The 13,213-nt window shown below is 69.6% G+C and carries 12 protein-coding genes and 4 tRNA genes; 4 read left to right on the top strand and 12 right to left on the bottom strand.

Annotated elements, in window-relative coordinates; genetic code table 11:
* From VDQ83_RS17685 to VDQ83_RS17630, 12 genes are all read right to left on the bottom strand, one after another.
* A partial coding sequence (locus VDQ83_RS17685; RefSeq protein WP_455435892.1) for a GTP-binding protein occupies positions 1-479 on the bottom strand: 479 nt, incomplete at its 3' end.
* 45 nt (positions 480-524) lie between these two features.
* Positions 525-600: transfer RNA gene (locus VDQ83_RS17680), tRNA-Thr, on the bottom strand.
* 30 nt (positions 601-630) lie between these two features.
* Positions 631-704, bottom strand: a tRNA-Gly gene (locus tag VDQ83_RS17675).
* Positions 705-736: 32 nt separating this feature from the next.
* Positions 737-822, bottom strand: a tRNA-Tyr gene (locus VDQ83_RS17670).
* Positions 823-990: 168 nt separating this feature from the next.
* Positions 991-2,082, bottom strand: coding sequence for a redox-regulated ATPase YchF (gene ychF / locus VDQ83_RS17665; RefSeq protein ID WP_263397402.1), 1,092 nt, complete (start codon positions 2,080-2,082; stop codon positions 991-993).
* A gap of 74 nt (positions 2,083-2,156) precedes the next feature.
* Positions 2,157-2,741, bottom strand: a complete 585-nt coding sequence (gene pth / locus VDQ83_RS17660) for an aminoacyl-tRNA hydrolase (protein WP_455435891.1) — start codon at positions 2,739-2,741, stop codon at positions 2,157-2,159.
* A 55-nt stretch (positions 2,742-2,796) separates the two neighbouring features.
* Complete coding sequence (locus VDQ83_RS17655; RefSeq protein ID WP_455435890.1) at positions 2,797-3,444, bottom strand: 50S ribosomal protein L25/general stress protein Ctc; 648 nt, start codon at positions 3,442-3,444, stop codon at positions 2,797-2,799.
* Positions 3,445-3,612: 168 nt separating this feature from the next.
* Positions 3,613-4,572, bottom strand: coding sequence for a ribose-phosphate diphosphokinase (locus tag VDQ83_RS17650; RefSeq protein ID WP_179568115.1), 960 nt, complete (start codon positions 4,570-4,572; stop codon positions 3,613-3,615).
* A gap of 141 nt (positions 4,573-4,713) precedes the next feature.
* Positions 4,714-4,790 (bottom strand) — tRNA-Gln (locus tag VDQ83_RS17645).
* A gap of 14 nt (positions 4,791-4,804) precedes the next feature.
* Positions 4,805-5,668, bottom strand: coding sequence for a 4-(cytidine 5'-diphospho)-2-C-methyl-D-erythritol kinase (gene ispE, locus VDQ83_RS17640; protein WP_455435889.1), 864 nt, complete (start codon positions 5,666-5,668; stop codon positions 4,805-4,807).
* The gene (gene lolB, locus VDQ83_RS17635) at positions 5,665-6,282 is read right to left on the bottom strand and encodes a lipoprotein insertase outer membrane protein LolB (protein ID WP_309922098.1); all 618 of its coding nucleotides are present in this window, start codon (positions 6,280-6,282) and stop codon (positions 5,665-5,667) included. The genes ispE and lolB overlap by 4 nt, the downstream gene beginning before the upstream one ends.
* 32 nt (positions 6,283-6,314) lie before the next feature.
* On the bottom strand, positions 6,315-8,012 hold the full coding sequence (locus VDQ83_RS17630; protein ID WP_455435888.1) for a tetratricopeptide repeat protein: 1,698 nt from the start codon (positions 8,010-8,012) through the stop codon (positions 6,315-6,317).
* 66 nt (positions 8,013-8,078) lie between these two features.
* On the opposite strand from VDQ83_RS17630, the gene hemA reads away from it, so the two are divergent.
* The 4 genes from hemA to VDQ83_RS17610 all read left to right on the top strand — a co-directional run bounded on the left by hemA (position 8,079) and on the right by VDQ83_RS17610 (position 13,062).
* Positions 8,079-9,362, top strand: a complete 1,284-nt coding sequence (gene hemA / locus VDQ83_RS17625; protein WP_263397397.1) for a glutamyl-tRNA reductase — start codon at positions 8,079-8,081, stop codon at positions 9,360-9,362.
* Complete coding sequence (prfA, locus tag VDQ83_RS17620) at positions 9,340-10,425, top strand: peptide chain release factor 1 (protein WP_455435887.1); 1,086 nt, start codon at positions 9,340-9,342, stop codon at positions 10,423-10,425. Before hemA ends, prfA begins: the two co-directional genes overlap by 23 nt.
* 49 nt (positions 10,426-10,474) lie before the next feature.
* Positions 10,475-12,184 carry an O-linked N-acetylglucosamine transferase, SPINDLY family protein gene (locus VDQ83_RS17615; protein ID WP_455435886.1) on the top strand — a complete coding sequence of 570 codons (1,710 nt, stop codon included), beginning with the start codon at positions 10,475-10,477 and terminating at the stop codon, positions 12,182-12,184.
* Positions 12,185-12,438: 254 nt separating this feature from the next.
* Positions 12,439-13,062, top strand: a complete 624-nt coding sequence (locus tag VDQ83_RS17610; RefSeq protein ID WP_455435885.1) for a hypothetical protein — start codon at positions 12,439-12,441, stop codon at positions 13,060-13,062.
* The last annotated feature ends 151 nt before the right edge of the window (positions 13,063-13,213 follow it).

Here is a 13,213-nt window from a genome sequence, read left to right as displayed (position 1 = left end):
TTGCTCAGCAGCTCGCGCACTTCCATCTCGACCAGCTCGAGCAGCTCGGCGTCGTCGACCATGTCGGCCTTGTTCAGGAACACCACGATGTGCGGCACGCCGACCTGGCGCGACAGCAGGATGTGCTCGCGGGTCTGCGGCATCGGGCCGTCAGCGGCCGAGCACACCAGGATCGCGCCGTCCATCTGCGCCGCACCGGTGATCATGTTCTTGACGTAGTCCGCGTGGCCCGGGCAATCGACGTGCGCGTAGTGGCGGTTCGGGGATTCGTACTCGACGTGCGCGGTCGAGATCGTGATGCCGCGCGCCTTCTCTTCCGGCGCCGCGTCGATCGCGTCATACGCCTTGAATTCGCCGCCGAAGCGCTCTGCGCCGATCTTGGTCAGCGCCGCGGTCAGCGTGGTCTTGCCGTGGTCGACGTGACCGATGGTGCCGACGTTGACGTGCGGCTTGGTGCGCTCGAACTTACCCTTGGCCATGGCTGCTTCTTCTCGGTGATCGTAGAAAGATTTGAAGACTGAATATGGTGCTCACGAAAGGAATCGAACCTTCGACCTCCTCCTTACCAAGGAGGTGCTCTACCGACTGAGCTACGTGAGCGTAGTTCTATTGTGACACAAGCGCGTTCAATGGAGCGGGAGACGGGAATCGAACCCGCACCATCAGCTTGGAAGGCTGAGGTTCTACCGTTGAACTACTCCCGCTACGGGATGTCGCACTGCCACAACAAAAAAACTGGTGGAGGGAGGTGGATTCGAACCACCGAAGGCGTAAGCCAGCAGATTTACAGTCTGCCCCCGTTGGCCGCTTGGGTATCCCTCCATCTACCCGTCCCGATTAGGCCGCAAAGCCGAAATCAGATCGGGGTGAAACAGCCCGCTATTCTTCCCTGACATCCCTGCCTTGTCAACAGTATTTTGACGCGATGTCGCAGGAAACGCCCGATGCCCGCACAGCGCCCGCCACCGGGCGCAAGCGCGCACGCGCGGATCAGACGTTGAAGCGGAAATGCAGCACGTCGCCTTCCTGCACGCGGTATTCCTTGCCTTCCAGGCGCAGCCGCCCGGCCTCGCGCGCGCCGGCTTCGCCCTTGTACTTGATGAAGTCGTCGTAGGCGATGGTTTCGGCGCGGATGAAGCCCTTCTCGAAGTCGGTGTGGATCACCGCGGCGGCCTGCGGCGCGGTCGAGCCGGCCTTCACCGTCCAGGCGCGCACTTCCTTGACGCCGGCGGTGAAATAGGTCTGCAGCCCGAGCAGCGAATACGCCGCGCGGATCACCCGGTTCAAGCCCGGCTCGGCCAGGCCCAGGTCGGCCAGGAAGGTGTCGCGGTCGGCATCGTCCAGCTGCGACAGCTCTTCCTCGATCGCCGCCGACACCGGCACCACTTCGGCGCCCTCGGTGGCGGCGCGCGCGCGCACCGCGTCCAGGTGCGGGTTGTTCTCGAACCCGTCCTCGAGCACGTTGGCGATGTACATCACCGGCTTGAGCGTGAGCAGGAACAGGTCGCGCACCAGCGCCTTCTCTTCCTCGTCCAGGCCCGCAGTGCGCCCGGCCTTGCCGTCGGCCAGCGCGGCCTGCAGCTTGGCCAGCACCGGCTTGCGCGCGGCCGCATCCTTGTCGCCGCCCTTGGCGCTGCGCTCGGCGCGGTTCAGCGCCTTCTCGACACTGTCCAGGTCGGCCAGGGCCAGCTCGGTATCGATGGTCTCGATGTCCGAGATCGGATCGACCTTGTTGTTGACGTGGATGACGTCGTCGTTCTCGAAGCAACGCACCACGTGGGTGATCGCATCGACCTCGCGGATGTGCGCCAGGAACTTGTTGCCCAGGCCTTCGCCGCTGGCCGCGCCGGCGACCAGGCCGGCGATGTCGACGAACTCGACCGCGGTCGGCACCACTTTCTGCGGATTGATGATCTTGGCCAGCTCGCCCAGCCGCGGATCCGGCACCGGCACCACGCCGACGTTGGGCTCGATGGTGCAGAACGGGAAATTGGCCGCCGCGATGCCCGCCTTGGTCAGCGCATTGAACAGGGTCGACTTGCCGACGTTGGGCAGGCCGACGATGCCGCACTTGATGCCCATGGTTCACTTCCGGGATTTGGGATTCGGGATTGGAGATTCGCCATGCCGCACGGCCGCGAATCCCCAATCCCCAATCACGAATCCCTGCTCGTATGCAGCCGCTTCATCGCCTCGTTGAAATCGCCCTGCACCGCCAGCGGCAGTACGGCGATGGCGTCGTCGATGGCGCGGTCGATCAGGATCTGGTCGTCCTTGCTCGCGCGTCCCAACACCCAGGGGACGACCTTGTCCTTGTGCCCGGGATGGCCGATGCCGATGCGCAGCCGATGGAAGCCGGCATGCCCGAGCAGGCGGATGGTGTCGCGCAGCCCGTTCTGCCCGCCGTGGCCGCCGTCGAACTTGAGCCGCACCGTACCCGGCGCCAGATCCAGTTCGTCGTGCGCCAGCAGCGCCTGCGCCGGTTCGATCTTCCAGTAGCGCAACGCGGCGGTCACCGCCTTGCCGCTGAGATTCATGAAGGTGGCCGGTTTCAACAGCCACACCGCCTGCCCGGCCACCTCGACCTTGGCGGTTTCGCCGAACAGTTTGGCGTCCACGCTCCAGCGCGCGCCGGCCCGCTCGGCCAGGTGTTCGACAAAACGAAACCCGGCGTTGTGCCGGGTGTTCGCGTGTTCGGCTCCGGGATTGCCCAGACCGACGATCAGACGCAGACCAGTCATGCCGCAGCATCGCCGCAACGCCCGGACCAGGACGGTCCGGGCGCTGCGCAGGCGATTACTTGCCGTCCTTCTTCGCCGGCTCGGCCGCCGCCGGGGCGTCGGTCGCTTCCGGCTCGGCTTCGACACGGCCGTGCTTGGCGATGACCACCGCCACGTCGTGCTCCTTGCCCAGCTTCAGCTCCGGCAGCTCGACGCCGGCCGGCAGCTTCAGGTCGGACAGGTGGACCACGTCGCCCACGGACAGCGAGGAAAGGTCGACTTCGACGAACTCCGGCAGGTCCTTCGGCAGGCACACGACCTGGATCTCGTTCAGCTCGTGGGTGACGACGACTTCGGCCGACTTGCCGGCCGGCGAGGTGTCCTCGTTGAGGAAGTGCAGCGGCACCGAAGCGTGCAGCACTTCGTTGTCGTTCACGCGCTGGAAGTCCATGTGCAGGATCAGCTGCTTGAACGGGTGACGCTGCATATCGCGCAGCAGCACCTTCTGCACGTCGCCGTTCAGGCTCAGGCTCAGGATCGACGAATAGAACCAGTCGTTCTGGCTGGCGAGCCAGACTTCGTTGTGGTTGAGCTCGATGTTGACCGGCTTCAGTTCGCCACCGTAGACGATGGCGGGGATCAGGCCGTCGCGACGGAGGCGGCGGCTCGCACCCTTGCCCTCGACCTCGCGGCGCTGAACCTTGATTTCATGTGTGGTTGCCATTTGCGTTTACTACCTTGGTTGAATGAACCGCCTCGCGGCGGTTTTGAGGACTCTTCCGCGACCAGAAGAGTCTGTGTGGAGCCGGGATTGGGGATTCGGGATTGGGGATTCGCAGAGCCAGCGCCGTTGCGAATCCCCAATCCCGAATCTCCAATCCCCGCCCTTAGATCAATCGACGTACAACGAACTCACCGACTCGCCGAAGGCGATGCGGCGAATGGTTTCGGCCAGCAGCTCGGCGACGCTGAGCTGGCGGATCTTGCTGCAGCCGCGCGCGGCGTCCGACAGCGGGATGGTGTCGGTGACGACCAGTTCGTCGAGCTGCGAATTGCTGATGTTGCTGACCGCCGGACCGGACAGCACCGGATGGGTGCAGTACGCGGCGACCTTCAGCGCGCCCTGCGCCTTCAGCGCGGCCGCGGCGGCGCACAGGGTGCCGGCGGTATCGACGATGTCGTCGACCAGCACACAGGTCTTGCCTTCGACGTCGCCGATGATGTTCATCACCGTGGACACGTTGGCGCGCGGACGGCGCTTGTCGATGATCGCCAGGTCGGCATCGTCCAGGCGCTTGGCCACGGCGCGGGCACGGACCACGCCGCCCACGTCCGGCGACACCACGATCAGGTTGTCGGTGCCGTAGGCGCGCCAGATGTCGGCCAGCAGCAGCGGCGAGGCGTAGACGTTGTCGACCGGGATGTCGAAGAAACCCTGGATCTGGTCGGCGTGCAGGTCGACGGTGAGCACGCGGTCGGCATTGACCGCGGTGAACATCTTCGCCGCGACCTTGGCGGTGATCGGCACGCGCGAGGAGCGCATGCGCCGATCCTGCCGCGAGTAGCCGAAGTACGGCACCACCGCGGTGACGCTGGCGGCGCTGGCGCGCTTGAGCGCGTCGATCAGCACCAGCAGCTCCATCAGGTTCTCCGCGCTGGGCGCGCAGGTCGGCTGGATCACGAACACTTCCTGCCGGCGCACGTTCTCCTCGATCTCCACCTGCACTTCGCCATCGGAGAAGCGCGACACCATCGCCTTGCCCGGGCGCACGCCCAGTTCCTTGCAGATGCTCTTGGCAAGCGGCTTGTTGGCATTGCCGGAGAACACCAGCAGGTTGCGTTGATCTTGCATGAGAGTGTCTCGGGCGGCGGCGGCAAAGAACGTGCAACGAAGAAACAGCGTGAAACTTGCGGAAAAACCAAGCGAAGCAGTGCTTCACCCGTTGAACCCCCGCACATGGATGTGCGGGCTCTTGCGAGGGACTCGCATAAATGGCAGGGGCGGTAGGATTCGAACCTACGAATGCCAGGATCAAAACCTGGTGCCTTGGGCCTCTTGGCGACGCCCCTGCATGGAACTGTTGCTATGCCTCCAGCGCGTCGAGCAGCGGCGAGCGGGTCACGCCGCCAGCCACCCAGGCGCGCATCCCATCCGGCAAGGCCGCCAGCGCGCGCACGGCGGCAGCGCGATCGGCGAACTCGACGAAACAACCGCTCCCCGACCCGGTAAGGCGCGGCGTGCCGATCTGCGCGAGCGCCTGGAACGTGGCCTGGATGGCCGGTTCGCGGCGGAGCAGCACCGGCTCGAACGCATTGCCGAGCAGGAAACCTGAAACGAAGTCCGCCATTTTCGCGGGCGCGGCATCCCGCGTCAAATCCGGGGCCTGGAACAGCGCCGCGGTGGGCACGTGCACCCCCGGATCGGCCAGCACGTACCAGGCCGGCGGCAGGCGCAGCGGGGTCAGCCGCTCGCCCACTCCCTCGGCCCAGGCGTCGCGGCCGCGCACGAACACCGGCACGTCCGCGCCCAGGGCCAGGCCCAGCCCAGCCAGCGCATCCTCGTCCAGCCCGGCGCCCCACAAGGCGTTCAGCGCGACCAGCGCCGTCGCCGCATCGGACGAGCCGCCGCCAAAACCGCCGCCCACCGGAATGCGCTTTTCGACGCTGATATCGACACCTTGCGAGATCTTGACTTCTTTTTGTAGCAATCGCGCAGCACGCACCAACAGGTCGTCGGCTTCGGCGACGCCGGCCACCGAGTCGCCGAGCCGCGCCACCACGCCATCGGCGCGCACGCGCAAATGCACCGTGTCGCCCCAGTCGAGCAGGCGGAACACGGTCTGCAACGCGTGGTAGCCGTCGGCACGGCGGCCGGTGATCTGCAGGAACAGGTTCAGCTTGGCCGGGGCCGGCCACGCCGACCAGCCGTCCTTCCGCACTGCGGTCATGGCGTGGCGAAGTCCCACTGGTCGAGCAGCAGCCGCACCTTGGCGTCGCCGCTGCGCGCCTCGATGCGCCGCGGCAGCGCCGGACGGCCGTCGCTGGGCGGGTACCACTCCTGGAACTGGATCTCCCAGCCCATCTGCCGCAGCGTCTGCAGCCGCCCGTCGGCGTCGTAGCCGGCCTGCTCGGGCGCCTCGGCGTCCACCGCGACCCGCCCGCGCACCCAGTCCGGCAGCAGATTGACCGGAATCTCCCAACCGGTGGCCTCGAGCAGCAGCTGCTGGGCGTCCTCGCCTTCGCGCGGGCCGCCCTCCAGCCCCTCCAGACGACCGGCTTCATGATGGCTGTCGCCAGTGAGACGCCAGCTCTGGCGGGTCACCGGCGCGCTGAGCTCGACCTGGTATTGCCGCTGCTGCTGGGCCCAGTCGATGCGCCCGCTGCCGCCGTTGCGGCCCTTGGTGATCGCCACCCGGCCCTGGAACGACCAGTGCGGATGCGCGTCCAGCCAGGCGGTGCGGGCCGCTTCGGCCTGGCGCGCGGCCTCGCCGAGCGGCGCCGTGGCGGCCGGCGGCGTCTGCCGCGGCGCCAGCGAGGTACAGCCGGCCAGCGCCAGCAGCATCGCCAGCGCCCAGCCTGCACGCAACACCGGCCTCACGGCGCGACCTTTTCCATCGCCCGCTGCAGCGCGCGATTCTTCGGATCCAGCTTGCGCGCCTCGTCGAAGTACTTGTTGGCCTCGTCCTTCTTACCCTGCTCCCACAGCACCTGGCCGATGTGCGCGGCGATCTCCGGATCCTTGAACAGGGTCCAGGCGCGGCGCAGCTGCACCAGCGCTTCCTGGGTCTTGCCCAGCCGGTACAGCACCCAGCCGTAGCTGTCGATGATCGCGGCGTTGTCCGGATCGGCGGTGCGGGCGCGGTCGATCAGCTGCAGCGCCTCGCGGTAGCGGTGGGTGCGATCGGCCAGGGTGTAGCCGAGCGCATTGAGCGCGGCCACGTTCTCCGGCTCGGTGACCAGGATCTTGCGCAGGTCGGCCTCGGCGCGGTCGATGCGGTCGCGCCGCTCCCAGGCCAGGCCGCGCGCGTACAGCAGAGCGTTGTCGTCCGGGTAGGCGGCCAGGCCGCGCGCGAACACCTGGAGCTCGCCGGCGTCGTCGCCGCTGCGCTGGCGCAATTCCGCTTCCAGCACATAGGCGTCGCGGCGCGCGGCGTCGTCGGCCTCGGCATCGTCCTGCAGCGCGCGCGCCTCGGTGAAGGCGGCATCCTTCTGCCCGAGCTCGTACAGCGCCCCGGCGGTGCGCAGCCGCGCCTCGCTGCGCAGCGGACTGCCCGGCACGCCGCGATACCAGTCCACCGCTTCCTGGTAGCGCTTGAGGAACTCGGCGATCTTGCCGAGCAGCAGGCGCCGCTCTGAATCGGGCTTGGTCGCACCCTTGCGCAGCTCCTCGTACAGCGCGCCCAGCGCGGTATTGTCCTGCAGCTTGGCCAGCATCGAGGCGCGCAGGCCGTAATTCTGGGTGTCCTGCGGGCCCAGCGCCAGCACCCGCGCCGCCGCGGCGGTGTCGCCGATCGCGTCGTAGGCGTAGGCCAGCGCGCCGCGCAGCTCAGGGTCGCGCGGCGCCTTGGGCTCCACGCCCTGCAGCAAGGCGCGGGCCTGTTCGGTCTTGCCCGCCTGCTGCAGCTGGGTGGCGTGCAGCAAGGCCACCCGCGGCTCTTCCGGGAAGCGCTTGACTAGTTGGTCGACGATGCGCTCGGCCAGCTTGGGCTGTTCCAGGCGCAGCGCCAGGCGCCCGAATTCCTGCCAGGCCTCGAGCTGGTCGGGGATGGCATTGGCGTCGAGCAACTGGTCCAGCACCTTCGCCGCCACCTCCGGATCGCGGTTGCCGCCGACCAGCGCCACCAGCGCGTAGCGCCAGCCGCGCGTGTCCTTGTCGCGCAACAGCGCCACCAGCAGGCCGCGCGCCTGGCGCAGGTTGCCGTTGCGCAGCGCCAGCGAGGCCTCGGCGCTGCGCATCGCCAGCGACTCGGGCGCGCGCTGGCGCCACAGCGCCAGGGCCTTCGCCGCCGCCTCGGTGTCGTTGGCCAGCATCGCGATGCGGGTCGCGCGCTCGGCCAGGCCGGCGTCGCCGGGGACCGCGTTGGCCGCTTCCAGGTACCAGTGCGAGGCATCGGCCAGCTGCCCGGCCTGCAGGGCGAATTCGCCGGCCAGGATCGGCGTCAGCGAGGACGGCGCGGCGCTCGGCGGCAGCTTGGCGGTGGCGGTCGGCGCGGCGGCGGCGGCGCCGATGGCGGGCAGCGCGGCGAGCGCCGACAGCAATAGAACGATACGGATGCGAATCAATGCGGGCATCGGGGGCGACCGGGCCGTAAAATGGGGCCCTGAATGGCCAGCAGCTTATCGCAAGCAACTGAACAGATGACGTTGTGGGTGCTCGGATTGAACCACCAGACCGCGCCGGTCGACCTGCGCGAACGGGTGGCGTTCGCCGGCGATGCGCTGCCGCGCGCGCTGCAGTCGCTGCGCGCCTTGCCCGATGTCGCCGAGGCCGCGCTGCTGTCCACCTGCAACCGCACCGAGCTGTATGCGATCACCGACGACGCGCAGCGCTTGGCCGACTGGCTGGATGCGCACGCGGCCGGCCTGCACGGCTACCTGTACCAGCACCAGGACGCCGATGCGGTGCGGCATCTGTTCCGCGTCGCCACCGGTCTTGACTCGATGGTGCTGGGCGAGCCGCAGATCCTCGGCCAAGTCAAGGACGCGTGGGCGCTGGCGCGCGAGCACGGCGCGCTGGGCAGCCGCCTGGACCGGCTGTTCCAGCAGACCTTCTCGGTGGCCAAGCGCGCGCGCACCGACACCCGGGTCGGCGCCAACCCGGTATCGGTGGCCTCCACCGCGGTACGCCTGGCGCAGAACTCCTTTGCCCGGCTCAGCGAATCGACGGTACTGCTGGTCGGCGCCGGCGAGACCATCGAGCTGGCCGCCCGGCACCTCAGCGAAGGCCGCGTGCGGCGCCTGCTGATCGCCAACCGCACCCTCGCCCATGCCCAGGAACTGGCCAGCCGCCATGGCGGCGTGGCGCTGCCGCTGAGCGAGCTGGAGCGGCATCTGCAGGAGGCCGACGTGGTGTTCTCGGCCACCTCCGCGCGCGAGCCGGTGGTGACCCGGGCGCAGGTCGAGCAGGCGCTGCGCGCGCGCAAGCACAAGCCGATGCTGCTGTTCGACCTGGCGGTGCCGCGCGACATCGAGGCCGGCGTGGCCGAACTGGCCGACGCCTATCTGTACACCGTCGACGACCTGGAGCGCGCGGTCGAGGACAATCGCCGCGGCCGCCGCGAAGCCGCCGAAGCCGCCGAAGCGATCATCGACCTGCAGGTGCTGCGCTACATCGAGACGCTGCAGGCCAGCGGCCGCCAGGCGCCGCTCAAGCGCCTGCGCGCGCATGGCGACAGCACCCGCGACGACGTGCTGGCCAAGGCGCGGCAGCAACTGGCCAACGGCAAGCCGGCCGACGAGGTGCTGGAATTTCTCGCCAATACCCTGACCAACCGCCTGCTGCATCCGCCCACCGCGGCGCTGCGCGAGGCGGCGCTGAGCGGCGATGCCGAACTGGCCCGCGCCGCCGAGCGCCTGTTCCCGGAAAAACCGGGCTACCACCACCCTATCCTGAAGACCGATGACACCGACCCTGCGCCGTAAGCTGGAGGCGCTGGCCGAGCGTCGCGAAGAACTCGAACGCCTGCTGTCCGATCCCGACGTGGTCGGCGACAACGCCCGCTTCCGCGACTACTCGCGCGAATTCGCGCAGCTGGAGCCGGTCGCCGCGGCGCTGGCCGACGAGGCCGCGGCCAAGGCCGACCTGACCGCCGCCGAGGCGATGCGCGGCGACCCGGAACTGCGCGAACTGGCCGAGGAGGAAATCGCCGCCGCGCAGGCGCGCCTGCTCGCGCTCGACGAACAGCTGGCGCTGCTGCTGGTGCCGCGCGATCCGCGCGACGACGGCAACCTGTTCCTGGAAGTGCGCGCCGGCACCGGCGGCGACGAGGCGGCGATCTTCGCCGGCGACCTGTTCCGCATGTACGCGCGCTACGCCGAGCGCCAGGGCTGGAAGGTGGAAGTGGAATCGGACAGCCCCGGCGAACACGGCGGCTACAAGGAGATCGTGGCGCGCATCGTCGGCCGCGGCGCGTATTCCAAGCTCAAGTTCGAATCCGGCACGCACCGCGTGCAGCGGGTGCCGGCGACCGAATCTCAGGGCCGCATCCACACCTCGGCGGCGACGGTGGCGATCATCCCCGAGGCCGACGACGTGGAGGAGATCACGCTCAACCCGGCCGACCTGAAGGTGGACACGTTCCGCTCCTCCGGCGCCGGCGGCCAGCACGTCAACAAGACCGAATCGGCGATCCGCATCACCCACGTGCCGAGCGGGGTGGTGGTCGAATGCCAGACCGAGCGCAGCCAGCACGCCAACCGCGACAAGGCGATGAAGCGGCTGAAAGCGCAGCTGCTCGACGCCGAGCGCAGCAAGCAGGCCGCGGCCGAGGCGCAGGACCGCAAGCTGCAGGTCGGCAGCGGCGACCGCAGCCAGCGCATCCGCACCTACAGCTTCCCGCAGGGCCGCATCACCGACCACCGGGTCGAAGGCCTGACCCTGTACGACCTGCCCAACGTGATCGAAGGCGACCTCGACGCGCTGATCGAGCGGCTGAGCCACGAGCACCAGGTCGACGAACTGGCGCGGCTGAGCGACAGCCCGTGAGCGTGCGCGTGCTCCGCGCCGATGCGCACGCGCGGGCCGCCGTGCGCGCGTGAGCGGCAGAGCGCTGGACGAACTGCGCCAGCTGCAGGCCGCGGTGCGCCGCGACCCGCAGGATTTCATCGCCTGGGTGATGCTGGCCGACGCCGAACTCGGCGCCGGCGCGGTCGCCGCCGGCGAGCAGGCCGCCTTGCGCGCGTTGCAACTGCGCCCGGCCCATCCCGAAGCGCTGGCGCGGCTGGGCCGGGTGCGCTGGACCCAGGGCCACCATGCCGAGGCCGCCGCCGCGTTGCGCCAGGCGCTGCAGCACGCGCCGCAGCATCCGGGCATCGCCCTGTGGCTGGGCCACGCGCTGGAGGACAACGGCGAGGCCGAAGCCGCCGCGCACGCCTACGCCCACGCTCATGCGCTGCTGCCGCAGGAACCGTCGATCGCCGCGCACCTGCTGAACTGGCGGCGCAAGCTGTGCGACTGGCGCGAACTGGACGCGCTGTCGCAGCAGGTGCGCGCCGCCGTGCGCCAGGGCCATCCGGCGATCGAACCGTTCGCGTTCCTCAACGAAGACGCCACTGCCGCCGAACAGCTGCATTGCGCGCGCAACCGTGCGCTTGCATTGGCGCGGACGCTGGCGCCATTGCCGGCGGCAACGCTGCGTCGCGCCGGCCCCTTGCAGGTCGGTTTCCTGTCCAACGGCTTCGGCGCGCATCCCACCGGGCTGCTGACCGTGGCCCTGTTCGAGCGGCTGCGCGCGCACGCCGACCTGCAGGTGCAATTGTTCGCATCGAACCGCGACGACGGCAGCGCGATCCGCGCACGCCTGCAGGCCGCGGCGCACGTCTGGCACGACGTGGCCGGACAGCCGCACCGGGCGATCGCGCAGCGCATCCGCGATGCCGGCATCGACCTGCTGTTCGACCTGCGCGGCTGGGGCGGCGGCGGCACGCCGGAAGTGCTGGCGCTACGCCCGGCGCCGCTGCAGATCAACTGGCTGGCCTATCCGGGCACGTCCGGCGCGCCGTGGATCGACTACGTCGTCGGCGATGCGTTCGCGCTGCCCGACGCGCTGGCCGCGCACTACAGCGAGCGCGTGCTGCGCCTGCCGCGCGCGTTCCAGCCATCGGACGACAGCCGCCGGGTCGAGGCCCCGCCATCGCGCCGCGCGTGCGGGCTGCCGGAGCACGGCACCGTGTTCTGCTGCTTCAACAACAGCTACAAGCTGACCCCGCGCAGCGTGGCGCGGATGCTGGCGGTGCTGCGCCAGGTGCCGGACAGCGTGCTGTGGCTGCTGTCCAGTCCCGGCCAGGCCGACGCGCGGCTGCGCGAGGCCGCGCGCCGCGCCGAGGTGGATCCGGCGCGGCTACGCTTCATGCCCAAGCTGGCGCACGCCGACTACCTGGCCCGCTACCGGCATGCCGACCTGTTCCTGGACACGCATCCGTACAACGCCCACACCACCGCCTCCGATGCGCTGTGGGCCGGCTGTCCGCTGCTGACCTGCCCCGGCACGACCTTCGCCGCGCGCGTGGCCGGCAGCCTCAATCACCACCTGGGCATGGACGAGATGAACGTCGCCGACGACGCCGCCTTCGTCGCCAAGGCCGTGCAGTTGGGCCGCGACCCTGCCGCGCTGCGCGCATTGCGCGACACTCTGCAGCAGCGCCGCGCCAGCGCCGGCCTGTTCGACATGCACGGCTTCGCCGCGGACTTCGCCGCGCTGTTGCGCGACACGGCGCGTCGGCATGGCTGGAGCGGGCCGCACTAGGTCGCCGATCGCCTACCGCGGTATCCGATGCAGCGTGCAGCGCAGCGGATTCAGCGTGTCAGCATCCGCACCCACGGCGCGACGCAATCGTTGGTCGCCCCATGCTCTCGTCGTGGCGCACACGGTGGCCGATCGCACCTCGCAACGCTCGCGTCGTCGCGGCCCGCTGTGGCGCCCCCCCAATGCGGACGCACGCTTGACCTCAAGCATGGTCGAGGTTCGACACTGCGCGCCTTCCACTCGCGCACGCCCCGATGCCCGCACGCCTGTCGCCCGATCTCACCTCCCCGCATGCCCGCAGCGTGCTGGTCGCCCACGCCTCGGCGCCGGTCTGCGCAACGCTGCTCGCGCGATTGCGCGGCGCCCCTGGCGGCGACCTGCATGCCCTGGCCTGGCTGGAATCGCTGAGCGCAGCGCCGGACCTGCTGTATGCGCAATGCGGCGACGGCGCCACGCCGTTCGGCCGCGACTGGCACCCGCGCGCGCCGTCGCCGAGGCTGACGCTGCACCGTTACCGACGCATCCGTAGCGGGGTGTCCGATCCACAGCGCCTGCCCGGCTGCATCGTGGTGACCAGGCTTCCGACCCGCGATGCGGCGCAGGCGCAGCGCCACGCCGATGCGGCGTTCGCCGCGCTGCAGGACGGCGCGCATGCGCTGCGCGGGCTGATCGCCTCGCACCTGCATCTGTCCGACGACGGCCGCGGCCTGCTCGACTATGCCGAATGGAGCAGCGCCGAGGCGCAGCGGCGCGCGTTGCAGCGCGAACCCGAGCGGCTCCCGCTGGCATCCCATCCCGCAGCGCGCGTGACTCATTACCGGCCGCGCGCGCTGGCACTGCCCGGCAGCCTGGCGCAGCCTGCGCATGGACACGCCTGAAGCGGCGCGCTCGCGACCTGGCTCGCGCCTGCTCGACAGGACGCGCGCGGTCGATCATGCAAACAACCCATTCGCATTGGCGAAACACGGCAAGGCGCCGATCTGCGCGCGGAACACAGACAACAGCTAGCTCAAGCCCGGCACCGACAAG

This window comes from Xanthomonas sp. WHRI 7945, assembly GCF_035026585.1.
Note: the sequence above shows the minus strand (reverse complement) of the source record. Positions and strands in the feature narration are given on the sequence as shown.

Bases quoted from the DNA above. Each gene is read 5' to 3' on its own strand.
- ychF (WP_263397402.1), bottom strand. From the start codon at position 2,082: ATGGGCATCAAGTGCGGCATCGTCGGCCTGCCCAACGTCGGCAAGTCG.
- pth (WP_455435891.1), bottom strand. From the start codon at position 2,741: ATGACTGGTCTGCGTCTGATCGTCGGTCTGGGCAATCCCGGAGCCGAA.
- VDQ83_RS17655 (WP_455435890.1), bottom strand. From the start codon at position 3,444: ATGGCAACCACACATGAAATCAAGGTTCAGCGCCGCGAGGTCGAGGGC.
- VDQ83_RS17650 (WP_179568115.1), bottom strand. From the start codon at position 4,572: ATGCAAGATCAACGCAACCTGCTGGTGTTCTCCGGCAATGCCAACAAG.
- ispE (WP_455435889.1), bottom strand. From the start codon at position 5,668: ATGACCGCAGTGCGGAAGGACGGCTGGTCGGCGTGGCCGGCCCCGGCC.
- lolB (WP_309922098.1), bottom strand. From the start codon at position 6,282: ATGCTGCTGGCGCTGGCCGGCTGTACCTCGCTGGCGCCGCGGCAGACG.
- VDQ83_RS17630 (WP_455435888.1), bottom strand. From the start codon at position 8,012: ATGCCCGCATTGATTCGCATCCGTATCGTTCTATTGCTGTCGGCGCTC.
- hemA (WP_263397397.1), top strand. From the start codon at position 8,079: ATGACGTTGTGGGTGCTCGGATTGAACCACCAGACCGCGCCGGTCGAC.
- prfA (WP_455435887.1), top strand. From the start codon at position 9,340: ATGACACCGACCCTGCGCCGTAAGCTGGAGGCGCTGGCCGAGCGTCGC.
- VDQ83_RS17610 (WP_455435885.1), top strand. From the start codon at position 12,439: ATGCCCGCACGCCTGTCGCCCGATCTCACCTCCCCGCATGCCCGCAGC.